Here is a 25,992-nt window from a genome sequence, read left to right on the forward strand (position 1 = left end):
GGCGCGTGTGGAAGGATTCGAACCTCCGACCGCCTGGTTCGTAGCCAGGTACTCTATCCAGCTGAGCTACACACGCGCAATAAAACTTTTGTTGACCGTCACACCATCAACGAACAATGGCGGAGAGGGAGGGATTCGAACCCTCGATACCAGTATTAGGTATGGTTCCTTAGCAGGGAACTGGTTTCAGCCACTCACCCACCTCTCCTTAAGTGGTGCCGCATTTTACGGATTCACTGGCCGGAGTCAAACCTTTTTTAGATAAAAATGTTTACTCGCTGTCATTTTGTACGATTCGTACAAAAAACCTGTGTTTTGGTTAGGTTATAACCAAATTTTAGCGGGTTAATTTAAGAATGCACGTCTTAGTGCAAAATGAACATTTTTAATAAATATTGAAAAATATCTAAATTTTTTGAAATTAATTTAAAAAAAGCCCTAAAAACAAAAAAGGCCAGCATAAGCTGACCGATTTTTGTGCAGAGAGTGATTACTCAGCCGTTCCAGGTTGTCCACCTTTCTCAGCTTGAATTCTCATGTAAATCTCTTCACGGTGCACAGAAACTTCTTTCGGTGCATTCACACCAATTCGGACCTGATTCCCTTTTACACCTAGAACAGTGACAGTTACATCATCACCAACCATTAGTGTTTCACCAACTCGACGAGTCAAAATAAGCATTCGCTTGCTCCTGTTCCTTAATACTGAACATTTCCTTAATTACTCCGCCACTTATCGGCACGACCCGACAGTAGCAACAGTGATTCCATGTTTCTGTGTCACTTCAAAAACTCACTGCAAGTCTCAGATTCGATTATAGCTTATCTTCCAACCAAGCGTTAACTGAATCTAACGCTGTACCCAGACACTCTGGCTTATCGCCACCTGCTTGAGCCATATCTGGGCGACCACCACCCTTTCCGCCAACTTGCGCAGCGATAAAGTTCACCAGTTCACCTGCTTTCACTTTACCGGTAAGGTTTTTAGTCACGCCAGTGATAAGATTGACCTTATCTTCACTTGCTACACCAAGTACTACGATACCTTCGCCAATTCGGTTTTTAATATCATCCATCATTGAACGTAGAGATTTCGCTTCAACACCTTCCAACTTAGCTATGAGTACTTTCACACCCTTTATTTCAATTGCATTACTAAGCATATCAGCACCTTGCTGACTCGCCAGTTTTTGTGTGGCAGAAGTGAGTGATTTCTCTAGTTCTTTAGTATGAGTTTGTACTGCAATTACTCGTTCAACCAAGTTTTGCGTGTCAGTTTTTAACAAACTAGACAATTCTGTCAGCGTGGCTTGCTGATCTTGAACATAATGCAGAGCGTGCTCACCGGTAATCGCTTCAATACGGCGTACGCCAGATGCTATGCCCGCTTCGCTGGTAATTTTGAATAAACCAATATCACCCGTACGGTTTACGTGAGTTCCACCACATAGCTCTATAGAGAAAGGCCCCATAGTCACTACACGTACTTTCTCGTCGTACTTTTCACCGAATAACGCCATCGCACCTGAAGCTTTGGCTTCATCTAAGTCCATCAGTTCAGTTTTTAACGCGTGGTTAGCACGAATTTCTTCGTTAACTCTACGTTCAACTTGAATAAGTTGTGCTTGCGTTACGGCTTCAAAGTGAGAAAAATCAAAACGCATACGCTGCGCTTCTACTAACGAGCCTTTCTGAGTAACGTGGTCACCTAGGGTTTCACGAAGGGCTGCGTGAAGTAAGTGAGTCGCACTGTGATTTTTCTTCACAGCATCACGGTTTGAGTTATCGATAGCAGAAGTAACACGATCACCTTTTGTAATGGTGCCTTTTACTTTTCCTTTGTGAGCGAAAGCATTACCCATTTTTTGGGTATCAGTAACGATAAACTCGCCATTCGCAACACGCAGTACACCTTTGTCACCAGACTGACCACCGCTTTCAGCGTAGAAAGGGGTTTGATCTAATACCACTACCCCTTCTTGACCGTCTTCTAAACGCTCACAAAAGGCGTTGTCTGCAATAAGCTCTACAATGTTTGCTTCGCCTTCAACATCACTGTAGCCAGTGAAAGATGTAGCATGGTCAACCGCAAGCGTATTGTTGTAATCGGCACCAAAGTTGCTGGCTTGTTGTGCTCGTGCGCGCTGCGCCTGCATAGCACTTTCGAAGCCTTTCACGTCGATTTTAAGATCGTGTTCACGAGCAACATCGTTGGTTAAATCAGTTGGGAAGCCGTAAGTGTCATAAAGCTTAAACACTACATCACCTGGAATAGTGTCACCTTCAAGGGTTTCTAGCGTGTCGTTTAGCATTGCCATACCGCGGGCTAGGGTTTTACTAAACTGCTCTTCTTCTACTCGTAGTACTTTTTCAACTACCGGTAGTTGGTCTACAAGCTCTGGGTAAGCTTCGCCCATTTCTCTGCTTAGTGCTGAAGCCAGTTTATAGAAGAAAATATCGCTGGCACCTAACTGGTAACCATGACGCACTGCACGTCGAATAATACGACGGAGCACATAGCCTCGGCCTTCGTTAGATGGCATCACACCATCACAAATCAAGAAGCTACAAGAACGAATATGATCGGCAATAACCCGTAAAGATTTATTCTCTAAATCTTCGCTGCCAACAATTGTGGCCGCCGCTTGAATCAGATTTTGGAACAAATCAATTTCGTAGTTACTGTGCACGTTTTGCAAAATAGCTGAAATACGCTCAAGCCCCATGCCGGTATCGATAGATGGCTTAGGCAACGGCTCCATAGTACCGTCGGCTTGCTTGTTGTATTGCATGAATACCAGGTTCCAGATTTCGATGAAACGATCGCCATCTTCTTCTGGTGTTCCTGGAGGACCGCCCCAAATATGCGCGCCATGGTCATAAAATATTTCTGAACACGGACCGCATGGCCCTGTGTCACCCATAGACCAGAAGTTATCTGATGTACTGATGCGAATAATCTTTTCTTTAGGTACACCAATGTGGTTTTCCCAAATATCGAAAGCTTCATCGTCTTCTGAATAAACGGTAACCAGTAGCTTTTCTTTTGGAAGGCCAATTTCAGATGTTAAGAAATTCCACGCAAACTCAATCGCTTCTTTTTTGAAGTAATCACCAAAGCTGAAGTTACCTAGCATTTCGAAGAATGTATGGTGACGGGCGGTATAACCAACGTTTTCTAAATCGTTATGCTTACCACCAGCACGAACGCAGCGCTGAGAAGAAACCGCGCGGGTATAACTGCGTTTTTCAGCACCTAAAAAGGTGTCTTTAAACTGGTTCATTCCCGCGTTAGTAAAAAGAAGGGTTGGATCATCTGCTGGTACTAGAGACGAGCTAGCCACAGGCTGGTGACCATGACTCTTGAAATAATCTTTAAACTTTTGGCGTAAGTCAGCAGTTGATAATGTCATTGAAAACCTAACTTCCTTAATACATTGAATGAGAATGTGCGGGATTGATGCCACAGACCGATTAATCGTTCTATTAACCACCTAGGTGTTTATGCATTTCATACCCTCGCACGGATGTGCGCAACAATACCATGGTTAGCGCTTTTTTGTTAAGCCCATAGCCTGCTCTAGCAGTATAAATAAGCCCTTTTATACCCGTTATAAAGGGCATAAATGAATTTTATGCGTTTTTTATTCACCCTTGACGGCAAATTCGATGTGTTCACTATAGAAACCACGATATTGAAGAAACTGCTTTTGCTTCATCAGTAGCTTAAAATCGGTTTCTTGTAACGGTCCGAACTTTTTATCTTTCACCCATTTCGCTTTTTCGAACCAATCAGGCTCTATTTCATCAAGGGCACGCTCAGCCGCAATTTCATCAACGCCGTATTGCTGCAAATCGAGTTTAATTTTTCTAGGACCAGAGCCCTTAATGTACAAAGCACGGGCGCGACTTTCAGCAAATCGCTCGTCACTTTGTATATCAGCTTCTCGGAATGCTTCCAATACGGGCATAAAAGCCTCACTTTCAATGCCTTTTTGGGAAAGCTTACGGCAAACTTCTGAAAAGCTATGCTCTCGTCGTGCAAGCATGCGGGTAATCGCGTCGGTAATGAATTTTCTGTCAAATTCTGACATTTTATTAATCGAAACCTTCTTAAAATACTTTTCAATCTCGTTATATTATTATTAATGGTAATCTTTAGCGTCGTTGAACGAAAGTGAATAAAGTAAACGTGAGCATGGAATATAAGGTAAAAGTAGTTAATGCGGTGGCGGATATTCCCCAAGCTACATGGGATGCGCTTGCAGAAGGCGAAGGCCCTTTCTTACGTTACGACTTTTTAAATGCGCTAGAACAAAGTGCATGCTGCGATGAAGCGTCTGGCTGGATACCGCAGCACCTTTTGATTGAGCAAGTGCCGATTAATGACCAAGCATCGATTAACGAAGAGACACTCTCAGCGTCAGTTGAAAGCACGGTAATAGCCATTATTCCCGGCTATTTAAAGACACACAGTTACGGCGAGTACGTGTTTGATCATTCATGGGCAAATGCCTACCACCAGCACGGTATTCCTTATTATCCTAAGTGGGTTGCTGCTATTCCGTTTACCCCCGTGACCGGTTCGCGAATCTTAACCCGTGAAGATACGTCGTTTGATGAAGCGCTATTAACCCTTGTTTCAAACACAGTGCAATCCATGGGCGAAGAAACCGTCTCTTCCTGTCATTGGCTATTTACTAATGCACGCACCCAAAAATTACTCGGTAACCATTCAGAGCTGCTCACACGCTACGCCGTTCAATTTCAATGGCACAACTACCAATACACCAGTTTCGACAGTTTTTTAAATGCGCTAACGTCACGCAAACGACGAGACATGAAAAAAACCCAGCGAAAATTGGTTGAACAAGGTATTCACTATCGCCATTTAACCGGTAGTGACATCACCGATGAGGTTCTCGACTTTTTCTTGCAGTGCTATCAAGCAACGTATTTAAAACGTAGTGGACATACGGGCTATTTAAACGAAGCATTTTTCCGTCAGTTGCGTGACACCATGGCCAACAACATGCTTATTGTCACGGCTTACAAAAATGAGACTCCCATAGCCAGTGCATTGTTCTTTTTCGATAAAACTGGCTTATATGGAAGATATTGGGGCGCACTAGAAGAAGTGAGCGGGTTGCATTTTGCGTGCTGCTATTTTGAAGGTATTGCCTTTGCCATAGAAAAAGGATTACCACTGTTTAACCCTGGTACTCAGGGTGAACATAAAATACTTCGTGGCTTCGAACCTATTTACTGCCAATCGCAACATCAGTTGTTTTCGGCCCCCTTTCATGATGCTGTAGCGTCATTTTTACAGCAAGAATCAGAACATATTGTGGCATATTTCAATCAGGCCCAAGATGTTTTACCTTTTAATAACGACATTACACCTAGCCTTAAAACGACAAACACCCCTAACCCACTGTTAGCGGTAGATAATCATAATGAGAAAACGATATGAAACATAAAATACTCGCGCTAGCCATAGCAGCATCCCTTGGCTTAGCAGGCTGTGGTCAGCCAGAACAAAATAAACAACAAGCCGCTGACAAAATGGCCATGGAAGAAGAACAGGGTCAGGCTGAACTCGGCTCATTTGGCGTAGATTTATCTGCTAGAAACGAAGCGGTTAAACCTGGCGACGACTTCTTCATGTACGCTGGCGGTAATTGGTACGACAATTATGAACTTCCAGCAGATAAAACCCGTTACGGCGCCTTTTCTGCGCTTGCCGACCGCAGTGAAGAGCAAGTTAAAAACATTATCGATGGCCTAATGGAAAAAGAAGACTTGAACGCTGACGAGCAGCTTGTTCACGACTTTTTTGTTTCTTACATGGACGTTGAAAAGCTGGACTCAAAAGGCATTGCGCCTATTTCAGATGTATTGTCGTCAATTGATGCGATAGCCTCAACAGAGGATTTAACCGAAGTATTTGGTAAAAGCTGGCTAACAGGCGCAAGCTCTCCTATTGATACTGGTTTGTGGTACAACCGCTTAGATCCGAATGAATACCAGCTTAGCGTTGGCGTGGGCGGCCTAAGTTTACCTGATCGCGACTACTACATAAGCGATCACGAAAGATTCGTAAAAATTCGTGAGGCTTACCTTGCTCACATTGAGCAAATGCTGAACTTTGCAGGGGTTGAAGATGCCGCTGATAAAGCCAAAACTATTCTAAAATTAGAAACCGAAATCGCTAACGTTCAATGGCCTCGGGAAAAGCGCCGTGATCGTGACCTGACATTAAATCAAATTGCCCGTAGTGAATTGACTGATGCTTACCCACAGTTCGATTGGGATACCTTTTTAGCTGAAACCGGTTTTAAAGCACCAGAGCTGAATATTACTCAGCCTCAGCCTATTAAAGATGTGATTGATATCATCAATGAGACCAGCCTTGATGACTGGAAGTCGTACCTGACCTACCACACAATCAAAAACAACGCCGGATTACTTGCTGAAGATATTTATCTGGCCAACTTTGATTTTTATGGCACAACGCTAAGTGGTCAACAAGAACCTCGCCCTCGCTGGAAACGTGCAGTAAGCCAAATGGCGGGTACGGAATCGTTAGGTTTTGCTATTGGTAAAATTTACGTAACTGAGTACTTTCCTGAAAGTTCGAAAGCACAAATGGCAGAGCTTGTTGAGAACCTTCGTACGGCGCTAGGTGAACGTATCGATAGCCTTGATTGGATGGGCGAAGATACCAAGGTTAACGCGAAAGAAAAGCTTATGGCATTTAGCCCTAAAATTGGCTACCCAGACGAGTGGCAGTCTTTTGATGGCCTAACGATTAGCAGTGATGATTTGCTAGGAAACGTACGTAATTTACGTAAGTTCTTTAAAGCGGAGAAAGTTGAGAAAGAATTAGAGAAAACGGACCGTCAACGCTGGGGTATGACACCACAACGGGTTAATGCGTACTACAACAGTTCATTTAATGAAATTGTATTCCCAGCTGCAATCCTTCAGCCGCCGTTTTTCGATCCTAATGCTGATGCCGCAGTAAACTATGGTGCAATTGGTGCGGTGATTGGCCATGAAATGGGACACGGCTTTGACGATCAGGGTTCTAAGTCTGATGCCAACGGTATTCAGCGTAACTGGTGGACTGACGAAGATCGTGCTGCGTTTGAGAAAAAGACCGATATGCTGGCAGAGCAGTACAATCAATACGAGCCGATTGAAGGTAATTTCGTTAATGGCCGTAACAGCCTAGGTGAGAACATTGGAGATGTAGGTGGTTTGTCGATGGCTTACCACGCTTATAAACTCAGCCTCAATGGCGAAGAAGCACCGGTAATTGATGGCCTAACCGGCGATCAGCGCTTCTTCCTAGCATGGGCGCAAGTATGGCGTGAAAAACGTACGGAAGAAAGTATGCTGAACCAGCTTCGTGGCGGAACTCATGCCCCTGGTCGCTACCGTGCACAAGCACCACGTAACCATGATGCATGGTATGAAGCCTTTAACGTGCAACCAGGCGATGCGTTATATCTTCCACCAGAAGAGCGTGTTCGTATTTGGTAATCCCAGTGCTTACGTAAGTACTTACATTAGTGCTTTCATAAGTGCTTAGTAAGGACTTTCGATATCAATAACCCATGCGGACGCCTTGTCCGTGTGGGTTTCATTTTACTCGGCCTTTATTGGTATTGTGATACCAGTAACCGCACATAACGCTTCACCGCGTTACTCGTCCTAATAACATTTTCCTTATTGTTTTGCTTTTCACCTTCAAGGGCATTGCGCAGCCAAAAGCCATCTATCATAGCTGCTGTAGACAAAGCTGCCTCTTTGGCATGCTCCCGAGGAATAAGGTTCGCAAAACTATAAGTTAAGTTACTTTCTAACCGTTTGTGGTTTATTCGTTGAAGACGATGTAAACCTTTATTATGCAGTGATAACGCCCAAAAATTCAGCCATGTATTGGTCGCTGAGGATTCTTGCTGTTCACCGGAAAAATTACTTTCAATGATGGCGTCTAAGCGCTCTAAATGGCTACTAAAACTACCCTGTAGTTTTAGCTTTTCTAATAAATATCGCATAGCGGCTTCTACTAACCCCTGCTTATCACCAAAATAATGGCTAATAATGCCGCTGGAAAGACCCGCTTGTTTGCTAATTAAACTAATGGTGGCGCTGTGAAACCCGTGCTCTGCTATGACCACCAAGGCGGCGTCTATTAGCTGCTGCTTTCGAATGGGCTCCATTCCTACTTTAGGCATGTAACTGCTCCATACCGTATGAGTCGCTGCAACATATGCCTATGCTACAGCGACCTGAATTACAGTGAATTAAAACGTTAAACGTGCATTAATGGCGACCGCGCGTGGCGCACCAATCCAAAATGCATTAGGGGCAATGGTAGACGCATAGTCTTCATCTAGCAGGTTATTTACGGTTAAGCGCACTTCAAGTTCTTCCATGCCTTGACCTATATTGCTGATGTATCCACCAATATAAAGATCGCTAACCAAATAATCATCTACTTCAGCGGTATTGTAAATATCGATGAAACGAGAGTCGACATACTTTGTCGATATACCTGCAAAATAATTATTTTTACTCCAATCTAGGCTGATAACTGCCATGGTATCTGGTGTACCAATAACCGTATTCCCTTTCACCGCCACTAACGACGATTCAGCATCGGTTGCATCAGCAATAGCAGCTTGGGCATTGGCGAGTGAATCGTACTGGGTACCTGTGCCACCAATGGTTTCAATGTATTCTGACTCACTTAATGTCAGTGACGTAAACACTGTAATGTTATCGGTAATGGCAAAGTCAGCAGACATTTCAAAACCGCTAGATTCGATACCACCTACATTACGATACCCACCCGCAGCGGCTTCTAAAAAGTCGATGCCGCTGGCGGTTTCATTACTGGTAAATTGAATGCGGTTATTAAACTCAATGGTGTAATAGGTGATATTGGCATTGAATTTAGCGCTTGAGTAACGAAGACCTACATCAATGTTCTCAGCGGTTTCTGGTTCAATAAAGCGCAAGTCCGTATCGTCGCGCTCAAGTTGTGCGTCTTTTATTGATGCGAAGTTTTCACCATAGCCAGCGAACAGTTCCAACCCATCGATTGCGATAGGCGCTACAAAACCAGCAGAAAATAGGGTGTCTGAATCAGAATTAACATCAAGGTTATTCACGCTGTCGAAATTATCATGCTTCGCAATATCAACATTAAAACGCTTAGCGCCTAGACGCACTCGGGCCACACCAAAATCAATTTCATCTTCCACGTAGTACATTAACGTATCGACTGGGAAGCTGCGGTCATATTGTACCCAGTAAGGCGAGTTATTAAAATCGTAGCCAATCGCTGAATCGGTGATTTTGTGCCAATCTCGGTACTCATCACGCTCATAATCTTCCCACCACACCCCAAAGCGAAGGGTATTATCGAACTCGCCTAACTTGGCGTACCAAATACCGTCTGCATTAAACCCAAGGCGCTCTTTGTTGTAATGTGTATGTCGGTACGAGCCAACTGGAATTGCCCCTTGTTCGTGACAGCTTGGGTCGTACTCAGCGCCCGCACCACCATAAGGGAAAGTGATTGAACTTTCACAACCTGCAATAGGAGAAAGCTGCATGCCATCGCTGTCTACAAAATAGATATTACCAAGTGCACTACCACCGTAAACCGTGTTTCCGTTGACCAACTCTGAGTGCCCCTCAGTGCCGTCATCTTTTACGTCAACAAGATACGGTGGCACCCAATCACCACGCCCTTCGTTTTCGTGATAATAGGCACTTGCCGAAATATCAACAGCGCCTAACGTAAACTCAGCTTTTAAATAAGCCAGTAGGTTTTCGCGCAAGGTAGACCAGCCACGACGGTAAGATTGGTCTTGGTAAGGAATACCGGTCCATTCACTGGTAAGCTGATCCCAGTCAGGATTTTGTGCATATTGTTCTAAGCTGTAAATACGTTGGTAATTCTCTTCATGGGTGTCGTCATAAGAGACATATCCCGTTAGCGCAACGTTTTCTACCGTTGAGGTAACTTTAAGCGCCACATGATCACGGGTGTTTTCTGCCACTTGATCCATAAAATCGCTGCTTTCTTGCGTAGAAAGACTGATCCACGCGTACGTATCTTTTAAGATTTCGCCGGTGTCATAACGCACATAGTATTTGGAAGCATCAAACTCCCCCGCCGTAACGCTAGCTACAAAGCCTTCTTCATCGCTCGGGTTGATAGTCGTAAAGTTTAGCGTGCCGCCTAGTGCTTCATGAGAGCGAGAGGCAATATCCGACGTACCTTGGGATACTTCGATAGTTTGTAGGTTTTCAGTATCGATATAACGGTTTGCTTTAGCGCCACCGCCATAGTTTGAATTTCCGTTGGCAATACCATCTACTGTCATACCGATTTGCTGTTCGTTTAAGTTAACTTGAAAGCCACGAATAACAATAGAAGTAGACCAATCGTCAGCACCAAAAGTATCACCTTCATTAATTAATACACCGGGTAAGTTATCTACCACAGCCAGTACACTGCTTAAATTTGCTTGTTGTTTTTGCATGTCGTCAGAAGCGGCATTATTAGCGTATGAAACGCTTCGGCCAACAACAGTAATTTCTTCTATTTCATTAGATTTATCTTCGGCTATGGCTTCGGCGCGGCTATTTGATGTGCCTGATAATCCGGCCAGCACACTTAGTGCAATAAGATGGTAACGTGTCATGTTTATTGTTCCCTGTTAGCGAGTTGAGTGTTTTTCACCCAAGTAGCTTAAAAAGGGGATATGACAGTTAGGTTAAGTTAAATTGAACATTCAATTAATAAAAGGTGACATTAGGTATGTAAAAGTAATAAATAGTTGCCGCAGATTGCAACGCCAGTAGGTCAAGTTGAAGAGCTACAAGATGCTGTAGCAAGTAGCTACTCGGATTAAAACGTTAGAAAAAGACCAAAAAAAACCCTTCATAAGAAGGGCTATAAATAAACTAAGTGAAAGTCTACATCACTTAGGGTTGGGATACCGTGTCAGCGCTCGCTGGCTTATTGGGTGTTTCGTTAACCCTATCCTGTGCGTAGAGCAAAGCATCATGCAGGTTATCGTAAATAATAATACCTGGGTGGTTAACACAAATGCTCTCAAGCACGCCGTTTACCTCTGTATTCGCACCACAGATAACCAATTGCCTACCTGCTGCAATGGCATCAACGGTAACCGTTTCAACCGCCATCGCGGCAGACACATCTACTGTGGGAACTCGGGTAAAATCTAAAATCATCACCTTTGAGCCTGATTTCACATTGTCTCGAACATGATGCCCTACGTCGGCAGCTGCACCAAAACTTAGCGGTCCACCAAAACTAAACAGAGATACCTTACCTTTAAGCGACTCTAGTAATGCGTTTTCTTTAGGATCGTTAAGTGACTCAGGGATCTTACGTAACTCTTCTAATTGCAAGTGAGCAACTTGACGTACATAAGCAAGGGCTGCGAATACTACACCTACGCCCACGGCAGTAATGAGGTCAACAAATACGGTAAGTGCTAGTACTAGAATCATTAAACCGAAGTCCCAACGCGGTCCTTTGTGAGCACGTTTTAGGTAGCTCCAGTCGATAATATCTAGGCCAACTTTTACCAAAATACCGGCTAACACTGCATGAGGAATTTTAGCGGCGAGTGGGCTAAGCCCCATTACAATGGCAAGCAATACTAGCGCATGCACCATACCCGAAATACGATCTTTACCACCGCTTCGAATATTTACTACAGTACGCATGGTGGCACCCGCACCGGCAATACCACCAATAAGACCTGCCACAGTATTACCTATGCCCTGACCTATTAATTCTTTGTTACTGTCATGACGGGTACGGGTCATATTGTCGGCAACCAGCGAGGTTAACAAACTATCGATTGCGCCCAGTACCGCCAAAATAAACGCAGCTTCTAAAATAAGTAATGCCGTATGTTGTTCGAACACAGGTAGATGAATACTAGGTAAACCCGTAGGGATTTGGCCTAGGATAGGAACCGTTAGCGCTAAACTTACTAGGGTACCAATGATAAGTGCTGCTAAGGCACCTGGGATATACTTGCCTAAAGACGCAGGCCATTTATAGGCAATAATTAATGTACCTACACCTAAAGCTAAAGTAGCAAAATTAATATCTGCAAGGGCAGTAGGTAGGTAACTTAGCGCGCCAATTGTGCCGCCTGGAGGCTCATGTCCAAGCAGTCGACCCAATTGTAGAATGATAATGATGGCACCAATGCCTGACATGAATCCCGATATAACAGGATATGGCACTAGGCGGATGTACTCTCCCACTTTCAAGAAGCCGAAAATTATCTGGAAAATACCGGCAAGTATAACAGCGGTAAAAATTAAGCTAGCATCGCCTGAAAGGCTGGCAAATAAGCCAGCTAACACTACAACCATAGGTCCAGTAGGACCAGATATTTGAGACGGCGTACCACCAAATAGGGCAGCAAAAAAACCTACCGCAATTGCACCATAAAGACCAGCCATAGGGCCAAGGCCTGACGCTACACCTAGCGCAAGTGCTAAAGGCAATGCAACAATACCGGCGGTAACACCACCGGTAATATCACCTCGTAAATTACTTAAATTCAACTTCAACATGAATCGTTTCCTAAGTTCTTATCATGAATTCTTATCGTAAATTCATATCACGAGCGCTTATCGAGCAAGTTGCGCTTCTGCGTGAGATTGATCCATTACCTCAAATTCACCAGATTCACTGTTGTAGCACAACACTTCACCACTACCGATGTTATAAACCCAACCATGCAGCGTAACTTGTTTATTCGCTATTTTTGCTGCTACAGCAGGATGAGTACGCAAGTGCTGAATCTGCTGCACTACGTTTTCTTTAGTGACATCTTCAAGGTGATCGTGGGTTAAATCAGCACAGCCACTGCGCTCTTTAACTACTTCTGTTGCGGCTCGACAATGGCCTAACCACTCTTTAACGTGAGGGAGTGAAGATAGCCCTTCTGGTTTTAACGCCCCCTTCATTGCACCACAATCTGTATGACCACAAATAACTATGTGTGTCACGCCTAGTGCAGCAACAGCGAATTCGATAGAGGCTGTCATACCGCCAGTCTCGTTACTATGCGGAGGCACAATGTTGCCCGCGTTACGGCAGATAAACAATTCGCCCGGCTCGGTTTGCGTCACCAAGTTAGGATCTATACGAGAGTCTGAACACGTGATGAAAAGCACTTCTGGGTTCTGACCATTCGCCAGCTTTTGGAAGGCCGCTTTTTTTCCTGGATAAACTTCTTTCTGGAATTTAGCTACACCCGAAATTACGTGATCCATAAATTTCTCCATTAAATAATAATTATTTTCTTTTACTGTCTGCGCCAGTGTCACCTGATAGATTAATAGTTTAATATACCAGTTCGTGATAGCCTTCATCTATCATGCGTGAGAATTATAGAAATTAGGCGGCACAATTACCATGTTACTGAACGGTAAAACTCCATCAATTAACCAGATTCGCTATTTCGTGGCGGTAGCTAAATACCTGAGTTTCCGACAAGCAGCGACAAGCTTGGGGATAAGTCAGCCTACCTTGACGAGTCAAATTAATACCCTTGAGAATAGTTTAGACTTAGTCTTGTTCGAGCGCTCAAGAACTGGCACTTTACTCTCTCCACAAGGTAAAGCACTTATCGAAGCTGCTGAAGAAGTGCTTCAAGCCAATCACCGCTTTAATGAGATTGCACGAGATCTTGCTGAAGGTGAAGTCGTCACTTTTCGTTTAGGTATACCACCTACGCTAGGGCCCTATTTACTACCTCATATACTGCCTGAACTACATCATCGTAAGCCAGGGCTACGTTTTTACGTGCGAGAAGCTGCTCCGCAGGCGTTACAACATGGGCTACTGCATGGTGAATACGACTTAATAATTTCCCCCCTTTCCAGTGAATACTCCCAGTTGATCACCGAGCCTTTGTTTAATGAACCCCTTAAGTTCGTTGTTCCCTCCGATCATCCCCTCGCAGGTAATGCCTATGTGCGGCCCGAGCAAATTGCCGGAGAAAAAGTATTAACCTTAGAAGATAGGCACCACTTCCATCACCAAGTACAGCATATTTGTGATGAAATTGGCGCAAACCTGCAGCGCGACTATGAAGGAACGAGCTTAGATACGCTTCGTCAAATGGTTGTTATGGGCATGGGCGTAGCATTTTTGCCGGGCTTGTATATTCACTCAGAGCTCCATCACCCTGAAGCTTTACATGTTTGTGAAATAGAAGGCATGCCGATTGAAAGGCAACATTCTTTGGCGTGGCGAAATACAGCGCCTGGGCGTAAAACCTTTAGAGAAATCACGTCGGTTATTCGTGACATTATCGCCAGTAGGCTATCTACCGCAGTAGATGTTATTAATAACTAATGAGAAAGAGTGATATATTCTTAATAATTTATGAACAAAGCTCATAACTAATAACATGATTGAACGCCAGCACCTTAAAATTATCAGCGCTATCCACAAGCACGGCACAATGACAGAGGCCGCGAAGTCTTTATTTGTTACCCAGTCTGCACTAAGTCATTCGATGAAAAAGCTAGAAGCGAGCTTTTCACTACCGCTTTGGCAAAAAGAAGGTCGTACATTAGTGCTGACGCAAGCGGGTAAAAGCTTGGTGGGGTTATCTCAAAGAGTACTGCCTCAGTTTGAACATACTGAGGCTCAGCTGCGCCGTATGGCAGAAGGGAAGCAAGGTATATTGCGTATTGGTATGGAATGTCACCCTTGTTTTGAGTGGTTACTAAAGGTAGTTGCGCCATTTTTAAAAGCCTTTCCCGATGTCGATGTTGACGTAAGACGGGCGTTTTCATTTGGCGGCTTACAAGCCTTACATGGTTACGACATCGATTTACTCCTCACCCCTGACCCATTACATGTAGATGCAATTAGTTACACCGGCGTATTAGATTACGAACAAGTGTTAGTTATGCACAATGAGCATCCGTTAGCAGATTGTGATTACATAAAGCCTAAACAATTAGCCAATGAAGTGGTGATTACCTACCCAGTGGAAACCAATCGCTTAGATATTTTTGCTGGATTTCTTACCCCTGCGGGGGCGAGCGTAAAACAACACAGAACCATTGAAACCACTGAAATCATCTTACAAATGGTAGCCGCAGGGCGCGGTGTTACCGCGCTACCTAAATGGCTGGTTGATGAAGCGAAAGAATCCGATGTGTTAACGTATAAGCCCTTAGGTGAAAAGGGCTTACAGAAAACTTTGTATTTGGGTCACCGAAAAGAGGTTGACCCTATTGGATTTGTAGACGAATTTATCTCGTTAGCCAAGGCTACCGTGTTGCCTAAATAAGTGCTTACAGGCACCTAAATTTTAAATTGCCCCACTAACTCATTTAACTCAGTCGATACACCGCTAAGCTGGGTTGCTTCAACAGCCAGCTCTTCTGCGTGCTGACTAGTACGATCGCTCAGCCCTGTAATGGCTACTAAAGATTTATGAATATCTTGCGCGACTTCAGTTTGTTGTTCAGTAGCGTGAGCTATATGGGTACTTTGTTCATGCACCGTGGCTATCGCTTGATTGATTTGCTCCAATGAGGTCACCACTTTAGCGGTTTTTTCAACACCACTTTGTGAAAGGCCCTTGCCCGTTTGCATAACTGAATCGGTTTGCTCCGCCATATGCTGCAAGCGCTCTACCATTTTACGAATATCCGTGGTGGACTCTTGCGTACGACTGGCAAGAGAGCGTACTTCATCTGCAACGACAGCAAACCCTCGGCCTTGCTCACCCGCTCGAGCAGCTTCGATGGCAGCATTTAGCGCAAGTAGATTAGTTTGATCAGCAATACTGTTAATGACATCGATTACCGCACCAATGTTATCCGACTCCTGACTTAACCCACTCACCACTTCCACGCCTTGGTCGATAGCTTCGGCTAACGAAGTGATTTCAGCCATGGCCTCTTTAGCTTGCTGACTACCTTGGGTAACAATCGCTTCCGCTTGGTTAGCCGCTTCACTAGAGTGCGCCGCATTTGTTGATATTTCCACGACTGTGGCGGCCATTTGGGTAACCGCGGAAGACACATTATCAACTTGGCTTCGCTCTTGATTGATTTCTGCACTGGTACTTTGAGATACGTCTCGTAAATGATCCGCAGCATCAGACACTGCCTTGGTGTTTAACGCAGTTTCCGTTAGCAGACCACGTAGCTTGTCGGTAAACCGATTAAATTCTACTGCCAATGCGCCAATTTCATCTTTGCTGGTAATATCTAAACGCTTAGTTAAATCGCCATCACCGCTAGCAATATCTGCCATGGCAACGCGCATTTTTGTCAAAGGTTGAGTTATTTTTGCGCTGGCCACATAGGTGATGAGCGCGATAAGGCTAATGATAACTAATGCCACTATAACCGCTGTCGAGATAGCGTTATTAATAGGCGCAGCAATAATGCTAGCGGGGATCAAAATACCTAATGACCAATCCATGGTAGGGTTATCAAGCTTAGCGTGCCTGAACACCGCCACGTATTCTTCGCCTTGCCATGTCACTGAAACTTGCCCTGATGATGTAGCCCCTATCTTTCTCGATAAAGCGCTAAAGCCCTTAGTATTGCTAAATACTGAATCAAACGACGTTAACGATGAGCTAAGCGGTAGCGGTGTGGTTTGCTTTGGAAAGTAAACAATGTTTTGGTTCTCATCCAGTAGGAACGCTGTACCTTGGCCTTCAAACCGAATATTGTCGATAACCGACCCTATAGTACTGATAAGAATATCAATACCACCTACGCCTATCAGTCTACCGTTTTGATAAACAGGTGATTGTACTACTGCTGACACACTGCCATCCTGAGAATCTACCGCGGGAGGGGTAACGTAAAGCTCTCCTTTGCTCACCGCCGTTTGGAACCAGGGTCGTTTAGATGCAAAGTAGCCTTTATTCACATCTCCAGCATCAGGGCCACTTTCATCAACCCCTACACGCCCTTGCTCAAAAAAGTACTCACTGGTAGCGGCAGATGCAAAAAAAGCCGACTTAATATTAGTGTCTTGGCTACTTATATTGTCAAAAACAGTATAAACAGTAGCGGCGTTAGACAGTTGGGCTTCACTGGCACCACGAAGGGTGTGTTGAATAAAGAAGTCTTTAAGAAAAGGGTTACTTAAAAAGGTTTTGGCTACACCACCATAAAGGGAGAAAAAGGCTTCCACTGAATCGGCTTCGTTAGCCACTCGTGCTGCAACTTCTTGTTCTACTTGGTGCCTAGTATTATCACCAACTATATTCACCAAGAAGAACGCGGTGACAAGCAACATAACTGCAATGCTTCCCCCCACGATCAACATAAACTTCTTCTGAAGGGACAATGAACTCATGATTACTACTCTATTTGTTTTTTTATTTTAGTCGCGCGCAATGGATAATGAACATCTGGCGCTTAATATCGTCCACTCTCTTAAAATAGTAAAAGGCGTTCCCTTCCACTTTACTCATAATAAACAGTGCATTATTACTTTCTAATACAAACGAATCGATTTCAACCCATATTTAACGCAAAAAGCCAATTCAACTAAAGTTTAAAAAAACAGATTAGATATTCTTGTTTATTTTGTACACAAGATGGCTTTAAGTGGTTAAATTTACTGCAATCAATGAAGGGAAGCCGGTACTAAAAACTGTGATATATAAGATGTAAGCTGTGATGTCAGTAAGAACTACTACAGCGAATAAAGCACTGCTAGATAATAAGGCCAACAGAGAATGAGATGCTGAAAACTGATTAGGGTAATAACAGATTATAAGACTTTGAAAGTTTAAAAAATTTAAAAACTATTTCGAAACCATTTCAAAACTCGTTCAAAAATACAAAACGAACAATACAGCCACGATCAAATACATCATGGCTGTATGCTGAAAAACATAAAGGTTACGGCTTGCGCCATTCTAGTAACAAGTTATTGGCCGGCATCTTATGTATTTCCCGTAACACTAAGTCCTGGCTCCACTCAGTCAGTTCGCTAATATCACGATAGCCGCCATATCCACGTTCGATAAGTGATTCATGGAATGACCTGTTACTTTCAGAGGAGAATTCGCCACCAATAGTAAAGGGGCCGTATTGGCAGAAAACACCCCCCGAAGGTAAGTATTCACTTACTGATTTCATCAACACTTCAGCTTCATGGCGCTGCATGATGTGAGCAGTATTAGCACTGTAAATACCTTCAACAGCGAGTGATGGAAAGCTGTCTTTACCTATAGTTAATGCCACGGGCTTTGAGACATTGGGTAACCCAGCTTCTTTCAACCACGCTGTAATACCTTCATGATAGTCAGGTTGGTCACTACAGTGCCATTGCAAATGTGGCAAGTTTTCAGCAAAGTAAACGGCATGCTGCCCTGTACCACTGCCAATTTCTAACACACCCTTACAATTCGCAAACGTACGATTTAGCACCGTTAAAATCGGCGCTTTATTATTTTCGCACGCTTGGCTAAACGGCTTTGAGAACGACTCAGTCATGTAAATTAGGCCCCAACCACTTCTCAGCTTCTTCCAATGTCCAACCCTTACGAGTGGCATAGTCTTCCACTTGGTCTTTTTGAATTTTAGCCACGGCAAAATATTTGCTTTGAGGGTGGGAGAAATACCACCCCGACACTGCCGCTCCAGGCCACATAGCGTAGCTTTCGGTGAGTTTCATACCAGTATGTTGTTCTGCCGATAATAAATCCCAAATAAGCTGCTTTTCCGTATGCTCAGGGCACGCTGCATAACCCGGCGCTGGTCGAATACCTTGGTATTTTTCACGAATAAGGTCGTCATTGGTTAAGTTTTCACTTTCGGCATAGCCCCAATATACTTTACGTACTTGTTCGTGAAGGTATTCGGCAAATGCTTCGGCTAACCTATCGGCCACGGCTTTCACCATAATACCGTTGTAGTCATCACCTGCTTTAATGAAGCTATCGGCTAGCTCATCTTCACCTATTCCGCCTGTCACCGCGAAAGCACCGATATAATCATTAATACCTGATGATTTCTCAGCAACATAATCGGCTAAGCAATAGTTAGCGAATTTATCTTTTAAGGTTTGCTGGCGTAGATGATGCGCGACGCCTTGTACTTCTGAGCGAGACTCATCGGTATACACTTCAATATCATCTTCTACCCTATTGGCAGGAAATAACCCAATAACCCCTTTAGCGGCTAATGAATTATTAGCGATAATGTTATCTAGCATTTCGTTTGCGTCGGCAAACAAGGACTTTGCTTCTTCCCCTACCACGTCATCTTCTAGAATTCGTGGGTACTTGCCGGCCAGAGACCACGTGAGGAAAAATGGTGTCCAATCGATATACGGGCGCAAGGTAGCGATATCTACATCCACCGGTGTTACCCCTAATTTCTTAGGTGTTACCGGTGCTTCTGTAAAATCTGGTGTGAATGCATTGGCGCGCGCTTGGGCTAGGGTAACTGGCTTGCTGCGCGGTTTTTTACGGGCGTGTTGGTCACGTACTTTGTCGTATTCTTTTGCCAGTTCTTCGGCATAAATATCTCGAGAGCCACGGTTAAGCAGCTTTTGACACACGCCAACTGCGCGACTCGCATTAGGTACATACACCACAGGGGCATGATAGTTTTGTTCTATCTTAACTGCCGTGTGTGCTTTGGAAGTCGTTGCACCGCCAATTAATAGCGGTAAATCGAAGCCTTGACGCTCCATCTCTTTGGCCACGTGCACCATTTCATCAAGTGAAGGTGTAATGAGCCCAGAGAGGCCAATCATGTCTACGTCTTCATCTTTTGCCACTTGCAAGATAGTAGCTGCAGGTACCATCACCCCGAGATCAATCACTTCGAAGTTATTACATTGCAGTACAACGCCTACAATGTTTTTACCAATGTCGTGAACGTCGCCTTTCACAGTGGCAAGCAATATCTTGCCATTGCTCTTAGTGCCATCGGATTTTTCGGCTTCAATGTAAGGCTGTAAGTGAGCTACGGCTTTTTTCATTACCCGTGCCGACTTTACAACTTGAGGCAAAAACATCTTACCTTCACCAAACAAATCTCCAACGATGTTCATGCCGTCCATCAACGGCCCTTCAATTACATGTAGCGGGCGTTCGGCTTGTAGGCGGGCTTCTTCAGTATCATCAATGATGTAATCGGTAATACCTTTAACAAGCGCATGAGCCAAACGCTTATTAACATCTTGCTCTCGCCAGCTCAAATCTTCTTTTGCCGCCGCTTTACCATCGCCTTGATAGTTAGGGGCGATATCAAGCAAGCGTTCAGTAGAGTCGCTACGACGATTTAGAATGACATCTTCTACTGCTTCACGAAGTTCTTTTGGTATTTCATCATAAACTTCAAGCTGCCCTGCATTCACGATAGCCATATCCATACCCGCACGAATGGCGTGATATAAAAACACCGAGTGCATCGCTTCGCGTACGGGGTTATTGCCTCTAAACGAGAACGATATATTAGAAAGGCCACCGGAAATATGTGCATAAGGGCAAAGCTCACGAATTTTCGCCGTGGCTTCAATAAAATCTACGGCGTAGTTATCGTGCTCTTCTATACCCGTTGCTACCGCAAAGATATTCGGGTCGAAGATAATATCTTCAGGTGGAAAACCGATAGATTCTGTCAGCAATTTATAACTGCGCTGGCATATCTCAACTTTGCGCGCTTGCGTATCGGCCTGCCCCGTTTCATCAAATGCCATCACTACTGTGGCAGCACCATAGCGTTTGATTTTCTTGGCTTGGGCCAGAAAGCTCTCTTCGCCTTCTTTAAGGCTGATTGAATTTACAATCGCCTTGCCTTGCACGCATTTTAGCCCGGCTTCAATCACTTCCCATTTTGATGAATCAATCATAATAGGCACCCGACTGATATCAGGCTCTGAAGCAATCAAGTTCAAAAAGGTGACCATGGCCTGCTTGGAATCAAGCATGGCCTCATCCATATTGATATCGATAATTTGCGCGCCGCTTTCAACTTGCTGGCGGGCAACATCAAGGGCGGTTTCATAATCGCCTTCAAGGATAAGACGTTTGAAGCGTGCTGAACCAGTTACGTTAGTACGCTCACCAATATTAATAAATGTAGAAAATTGTGCGCTCACGCTGCCTCCTAATGTACAAACGGCTCAAGGCCAGACAAACGCATTTTAGGTTCGAACTTAGGCACCGTTCTTGGTGATATGCTGTTTACCGCATCGGCAATAGCTCGAATATGTTCTGGGGTACTGCCGCAGCAGCCGCCAACAATATTCACTAAACCCGACTCTGCCCATTCTTTGATATGTTCGGCCATTTCAGGCGCTTCTAAATCGTATTCGCCAAATTCGTTTGGTAAACCGGCATTGGGATGAGCAGATACAAGGCACTCGCTAATCGTTGAGACTTCTTCAACATATTGGCGCAACAAGTCAGGCCCTAACGCGCAATTTAAGCCAAACGAAAACGGGCTAATGTGGCGCATTGAATAATAAAATGCTTCAGAGGTTTGCCCCGAAAGCGTTCTACCTGAGGCATCGGTAATGGTGCCCGAAATCATCACAGGTAAATACTTACCTAGTTTTTCGAATACGGTTTCCACGGCAAACGCCGCCGCTTTAGCATTTAGCGTATCGAAGATGGTTTCAAGCATAATTAAATCTACACCGCCTTCAATTAATGCTTCAGTAGATTCCATATACGCCTCTACCAAGATATCGAAGGTTACGTTGCGCTTACCTGGGTCGTTAACATCAGGAGAGATAGACGCAGTACGATTCGTTGGGCCTAGCACACCTGCGACAAACCTTGGTTTATCTGGCGTTTTTGCTGTGAACTCATCGGCTGCTTTTCTGGCTAATTTGGCGGCGGCAATATTAATGTCTCTTGATTGCGCTTCCATGTCGTAATCGGCCATGGCGATGGTAGTGGCATTAAAAGTATTGGTTTCAACAATATCAGCGCCTGCTTCAAAGTAATCGCAGTGAATTTGATAAATAATATCTGGCTGGGTGACGGCTAAAAGGTCGTTATTTCCTTTTACATCACAATGCCAATCGGCAAACTGTGTACCACGATAATCTTCTTCTTCCAGCTTATGCTGCTGGATCATGGTTCCCATTGCACCATCTAATACTAGAATACGTTGTTGTGCAGCGCTTAGCAGTGTTGCTTGCGCGCTAGAAACTGGATGTTGACTCACGCGTTACCTCTTTGGCTGTGATTTTTCAGCTAACTGATTTAAGTCATATGGCGTTGTTTGGTAAACATAGTAGTTTAACCAGTTGGTGAAGAACAGGCTCCCGTGAGAGCGCCACCTGACTATGGGTGATTTGTTCGGATCGTTATCCGTAAAATAATTTTTGGGAATAGCTGGCGTTTGGCCTGCTTTTACATCCCTAAAATATTCATCTTTAAGGGTATCAGCATCATATTCTGGATGCCCAGTAACAAATACCATGCGCTTGTCTTCAGAGGCAACGATATAAGCGCCGACTTCTTCAGACTCTGCCACCACATGTAAGCCATCTACACTATTGTAGTTCGCGGTATCAATGTGGCCGTAACGAGAATGAGGGGCATAGAATACAGGGTCGAACCCACGCAATAGTTCATTGTTTGGATCGTTAACTTTATGCTCAAACACGCCAGAAAACTTCTCTTTGCGCAGCGTGCGGGTGAAGTTGTAAAAGTGGTACATGGCAGCATGGGCTGCCCAGCATAAATACAATGTAGAGTTAACGTGACGCTGTGCCCATTCTAAAATGGTGGTCATGGTGTCCCAATACTTCACGTCTTCGTATTTTAACAAGGCTAATGGTGCCCCAGTTACAATTAGTCCATCATACTTTTTGTCAGCAATTTGAGAAAAGTCGTTGTAGAAGGCGTCCATGTGCGACTGAGGGGTATTTTTTGGCGCAAGATTATCAACGCGAATAAAATCTACATCAATCTGTAACGGCGTATTGGAAAGTAACCTTAGTAGCTGTACTTCAGTCTCAATTTTGTTGGGCATCAAATTTAAGATACCTACTTTAAGAGGACGTATATCCTGATTCGCCGCCCTATTGCTCTCCATGGTGAAGATATTTTCGCCCAACAACACATTCTGCGCAGGCAGTTGTTCTGGTATACGAATTGGCATAGAAGGCTCCAGTCATAAATTACTATGACTGTATTGTGGCAATTACCACACAGATGTCAACATCTTTACGTCTAGACGTCTAAACGGACGTCGAAAACCATTATTGGGAAGAGGATTGTTTGTGTACCATAAACAGCATTTCAGCTTCGGCACGAGGGATATCACAGGCTTCCATCACTTCTTGCATACTTGCGCCCTGCTTTACTAATTCCGCAGCACGCTTATAAAGCCTTAGTGAGGGATCTTGAAGTTTTAACTCTCGAATTTGATTTTCGAAATCGTCTTGTTTTTCTTGGAGTGCTTGAAGGTGACGAGTAACAACGAGGCTTCGGGTTTGCGCCTCATTTTGCTGATGACCAAAATCTCGAATTTGCACATCCATATCATCCGTACGTCGAGTAACTAGGCTCTGCAATTCTGACAACGCCGCATTGCTTTTACGGACTTTTATCATCAACCCTATTATTACTATAACCAGCACTACGACTAGCGCTAGCAATATTAATTCAATAACGGTGGGGGCAATAAACTGCAGTTCCATATGCGACGAGGCCTTAATACATAAATAGGTAAATCAGAAATAGAAAAGGCAGATAACCCAGTTACCTGCCCTTTAGAAGCAATAGACTGACTATATTGAACTTAGCTCATCCCACTCTTCATCACTTAACAGTTTATTCAAATCTACCAAAATGAGTAATTCACCCTCTCGGTTACTCACACCTTGGATAAACTTGGCACTTTCTTCAGTGCCAACATTTGGTGCACTATCAATTTCAGAAGAGCGAAGGTAAACCACTTCAGCCACGCTATCGACAAGTATACCCACGACTTGCTCATCAGACTCAATGATAACAATACGGGTATTGTCGGTTATTTCTGTAGGCGGTAACCCAAAACGCGCACGCGTATCAATAACCGTTACCACGTTGCCGCGAAGGTTAATAATACCCAGTACGTAATCGGGTGCGCCCGGTACAGGTGCAATTTCGGTATAACGTAATACTTCCTGCACTTGCATTACGTTAATACCGTATGTTTCTTCACCTAGGCGATATGTTACCCATTGGAGGACTTCATCATTACTGTCGGTGGTGTTGCTGTTTGTTCTATCATCGCTCATGAACCTGGCTCCCAATACTCGGCGTCTGGTCATTACTGCCTAAGCCTTTATTAAGCATCGATATTAACTCTTCTACGTTAATTATCGCACACATTTTTTCTTTAACCATCCCCGCCAACCAGGGACGCTTTCCTGTAGACTCACGCCATTTGACGTCAGCTTTTTTTAAGGTAACCGTGTTGACCAGTTTCTCGCTGGCCAGCCCCCACGTACTATCCCCTAACATAATTAAATATCGGTAGTTCAATGACTCTGCCATGCTCTCATCATACTTTTCTGGCATGACCCACCTTGCAGAATCTACAACGCTAAGTTTCTCTTTGCGATGTATCATTACGCCCATAAACCAATCTGGCTTGCCAAATAGCGGGCTTATCTTTTCAATTTGATGTATACCACCTAGGGTGGTTAATGGCACCGCCAACGTTAACCCTGCCACTTCAAAAAACAACGCCTGAAAATTATTTTCAAGGCTATCAACCAGCGCGCTTTTCGGTACTGGTTGCACGGCATCAGAATGGGTATCTACCGACTCTACTGCTTCATTATCTATTTCATTGTAGTTGTTTTTTTCGTATTGCGTAGTTTCTTCGACATCATTAACCTCTATTGGTGTAACGGTATCGATTATCGCTTCTTCAACCAAGGCTTCTTTATGGGTAAGTACATGTTCTTCGGTAGCTTCATCAGCTAGCGTTTGTACCGCCTGCTCAAGTAACTTTGCTGTTCGCGCAGTCGCCTGTGCCGGATCATCTGGCTCCTTTAATAAGCTATCGAGATAAGCCTCTACGACTTCTTCTCGTGCAAACGGTCCTTGATTACTCATTTAACTTTACTTCTCCAAAACCTCAAGTAGCTTACTATAAGCCGCTACTCCACGGGTTTTCGGGTACGCAGCAGAAATTGGCAACTGAACTAAACTCGCATCCCTAAAATGCGTATCTACAGGAATTACCCCGTGCCAAACCCGCTCTTTATAATCGGTCATTAAACGCTTTCTAGATGCCAAAGCCGCGTTCGTACGTTTGTCGAACATGGTAGGAATGATGACGGTATCGAAAGACTTTTGCAGTGAACGCCCCATTATCTCCATGGTACGCACCATTCGGTCTAAGCCTTTAAGCGCCAAATATTCTGTTTGTGTCGGCACTATCACTTTATGGCATGCTGCTAAGGCATTTACCATGAGTACACCTAATACGGGCGGGCAATCTATAATTACCACGTCAAACTCATTCTCTACCTTGGCTAGGGCTTTTTTTAGCACTAGACCCATGCCTTGCTCGCTGCCCATCGTTCTATCCAATGTGGCTAACGCCATAGTGGCAGGTAACACGTATAAATTATCTAACTTAGTTGGACACAGGCAGTCCATAACTATATCGGCAGTAAGTTCAGAAGACTTAACAAAAATATCGTAAACTGAGTGACTTAAAAGCTCTGCGTCTATGCCAAAATAATAACTGAGTGAAGCGTGGGGATCCGTATCTACCATCAATACACGTTTTCCACGCTGGGCTAACAAACCACCTAAAGATACAGTGGTGGTTGTTTTACCAACACCGCCTTTTTGGTTTGCTACTGTCCACACCTTCATCGTTATAATTTTCCAGCTTACATTTACTTTGGATTGCTGTGTTTTAGCGTCCGATCTTTCA

General features: G+C 44.1%; 20 protein-coding genes and 2 tRNA genes. 4 read left to right on the forward strand and 18 right to left on the reverse strand.

Annotated features, from left to right (window positions below):
* Window positions 1–2 precede the first annotated feature (2 nt).
* From Q4561_RS15080 to Q4561_RS15100, 5 genes are all read right to left on the reverse strand, one after another.
* Window positions 3–76: transfer RNA gene (locus Q4561_RS15080), tRNA-Arg, on the reverse strand.
* Between the two features lie 41 nt (window positions 77–117).
* Window positions 118–208: transfer RNA gene (locus tag Q4561_RS15085), tRNA-Ser, on the reverse strand.
* Between the two features lie 282 nt (window positions 209–490).
* On the reverse strand, window positions 491–682 hold the full coding sequence (gene csrA / locus Q4561_RS15090; RefSeq protein WP_013785064.1) for a carbon storage regulator CsrA: 192 nt from the start codon (window positions 680–682) through the stop codon (window positions 491–493).
* Window positions 683–815: 133 nt separating this feature from the next.
* A complete protein-coding gene (alaS, locus tag Q4561_RS15095; protein ID WP_303461674.1) occupies window positions 816–3,413 on the reverse strand; it encodes an alanine--tRNA ligase in 2,598 nt (865 codons plus the stop codon).
* Between the two features lie 231 nt (window positions 3,414–3,644).
* Window positions 3,645–4,094, reverse strand: a complete 450-nt coding sequence (locus tag Q4561_RS15100) for a regulatory protein RecX (RefSeq protein ID WP_303461676.1) — start codon at window positions 4,092–4,094, stop codon at window positions 3,645–3,647.
* 104 nt (window positions 4,095–4,198) lie between these two features.
* Here Q4561_RS15100 and Q4561_RS15105 point away from each other — a divergent pair, with 104 nt between their 5' ends.
* Window positions 4,199–5,473: a GNAT family N-acetyltransferase gene (locus Q4561_RS15105; RefSeq protein ID WP_303461678.1), complete on the forward strand. Its 1,275-nt coding sequence runs from the start codon at window positions 4,199–4,201 to the stop codon at window positions 5,471–5,473.
* On the forward strand, window positions 5,470–7,548 hold the full coding sequence (locus Q4561_RS15110; RefSeq protein ID WP_303461681.1) for a M13 family metallopeptidase: 2,079 nt from the start codon (window positions 5,470–5,472) through the stop codon (window positions 7,546–7,548). Before Q4561_RS15105 ends, Q4561_RS15110 begins: the two co-directional genes overlap by 4 nt.
* Before the next feature lie 116 nt (window positions 7,549–7,664).
* Here the strand turns inward: Q4561_RS15110 and betI are convergent, their stop codons facing one another.
* The 4 genes from betI to Q4561_RS15130 form a co-directional block, all read right to left on the reverse strand.
* Window positions 7,665–8,246, reverse strand: coding sequence for a transcriptional regulator BetI (betI, locus tag Q4561_RS15115; RefSeq protein WP_303461683.1), 582 nt, complete (start codon window positions 8,244–8,246; stop codon window positions 7,665–7,667).
* Between the two features lie 69 nt (window positions 8,247–8,315).
* On the reverse strand, window positions 8,316–10,730 hold the full coding sequence (locus tag Q4561_RS15120) for a TonB-dependent receptor (RefSeq protein ID WP_303461685.1): 2,415 nt from the start codon (window positions 10,728–10,730) through the stop codon (window positions 8,316–8,318).
* Window positions 10,731–11,013: 283 nt separating this feature from the next.
* Window positions 11,014–12,651 (reverse strand): SulP family inorganic anion transporter, encoded by a 1,638-nt coding sequence (locus Q4561_RS15125; protein ID WP_303461687.1) that lies wholly within the window; start codon window positions 12,649–12,651, stop codon window positions 11,014–11,016.
* Between the two features lie 57 nt (window positions 12,652–12,708).
* On the reverse strand, window positions 12,709–13,356 hold the full coding sequence (locus tag Q4561_RS15130; protein WP_303461689.1) for a carbonic anhydrase: 648 nt from the start codon (window positions 13,354–13,356) through the stop codon (window positions 12,709–12,711).
* Between the two features lie 142 nt (window positions 13,357–13,498).
* Between Q4561_RS15130 and Q4561_RS15135 the strand changes: the two genes are divergently transcribed.
* A complete protein-coding gene (locus Q4561_RS15135) occupies window positions 13,499–14,443 on the forward strand; it encodes a hydrogen peroxide-inducible genes activator (protein WP_303461690.1) in 945 nt (314 codons plus the stop codon).
* Window positions 14,444–14,498: 55 nt separating this feature from the next.
* Window positions 14,499–15,392 (forward strand): LysR family transcriptional regulator, encoded by an 894-nt coding sequence (locus Q4561_RS15140; protein ID WP_303461692.1) that lies wholly within the window; start codon window positions 14,499–14,501, stop codon window positions 15,390–15,392.
* Between the two features lie 14 nt (window positions 15,393–15,406).
* On the opposite strand, the gene Q4561_RS15145 is transcribed toward Q4561_RS15140, so the two are convergent.
* The 9 genes from Q4561_RS15145 to Q4561_RS15185 form a co-directional block, all read right to left on the reverse strand.
* Window positions 15,407–17,428 carry a methyl-accepting chemotaxis protein gene (locus Q4561_RS15145; RefSeq protein ID WP_303461694.1) on the reverse strand — a complete coding sequence of 674 codons (2,022 nt, stop codon included), beginning with the start codon at window positions 17,426–17,428 and terminating at the stop codon, window positions 15,407–15,409.
* Window positions 17,429–17,979: 551 nt separating this feature from the next.
* Window positions 17,980–18,576 (reverse strand): DUF938 domain-containing protein, encoded by a 597-nt coding sequence (locus Q4561_RS15150; protein ID WP_303461695.1) that lies wholly within the window; start codon window positions 18,574–18,576, stop codon window positions 17,980–17,982.
* Complete coding sequence (metH, locus tag Q4561_RS15155) at window positions 18,569–21,193, reverse strand: methionine synthase (protein WP_303461697.1); 2,625 nt, start codon at window positions 21,191–21,193, stop codon at window positions 18,569–18,571. Before metH ends, Q4561_RS15150 begins: the two co-directional genes overlap by 8 nt.
* Before the next feature lie 8 nt (window positions 21,194–21,201).
* Complete coding sequence (locus Q4561_RS15160; RefSeq protein WP_303461698.1) at window positions 21,202–22,269, reverse strand: homocysteine S-methyltransferase family protein; 1,068 nt, start codon at window positions 22,267–22,269, stop codon at window positions 21,202–21,204.
* Window positions 22,270–22,272: 3 nt separating this feature from the next.
* Complete coding sequence (gene metA / locus Q4561_RS15165; RefSeq protein WP_303461700.1) at window positions 22,273–23,211, reverse strand: homoserine O-succinyltransferase; 939 nt, start codon at window positions 23,209–23,211, stop codon at window positions 22,273–22,275.
* Between the two features lie 100 nt (window positions 23,212–23,311).
* The gene (locus Q4561_RS15170) at window positions 23,312–23,752 is read right to left on the reverse strand and encodes a DUF2802 domain-containing protein (RefSeq protein WP_303461702.1); all 441 of its coding nucleotides are present in this window, start codon (window positions 23,750–23,752) and stop codon (window positions 23,312–23,314) included.
* Window positions 23,753–23,842: 90 nt separating this feature from the next.
* Window positions 23,843–24,334 carry a chemotaxis protein CheW gene (locus Q4561_RS15175; RefSeq protein ID WP_303461703.1) on the reverse strand — a complete coding sequence of 164 codons (492 nt, stop codon included), beginning with the start codon at window positions 24,332–24,334 and terminating at the stop codon, window positions 23,843–23,845.
* Window positions 24,324–25,160 (reverse strand): chemotaxis protein CheW, encoded by an 837-nt coding sequence (locus Q4561_RS15180; protein ID WP_303461705.1) that lies wholly within the window; start codon window positions 25,158–25,160, stop codon window positions 24,324–24,326. Before Q4561_RS15180 ends, Q4561_RS15175 begins: the two co-directional genes overlap by 11 nt.
* Window positions 25,161–25,166: 6 nt before the next feature.
* Window positions 25,167–25,931: a ParA family protein gene (locus tag Q4561_RS15185; protein ID WP_303461707.1), complete on the reverse strand. Its 765-nt coding sequence runs from the start codon at window positions 25,929–25,931 to the stop codon at window positions 25,167–25,169.
* Window positions 25,932–25,992 lie beyond the last annotated feature (61 nt).

This window comes from Alteromonas sp. 1_MG-2023 (genome assembly GCF_030547075.1).
Taxonomy (GTDB): Bacteria; Pseudomonadota; Gammaproteobacteria; order Enterobacterales; family Alteromonadaceae; genus Alteromonas.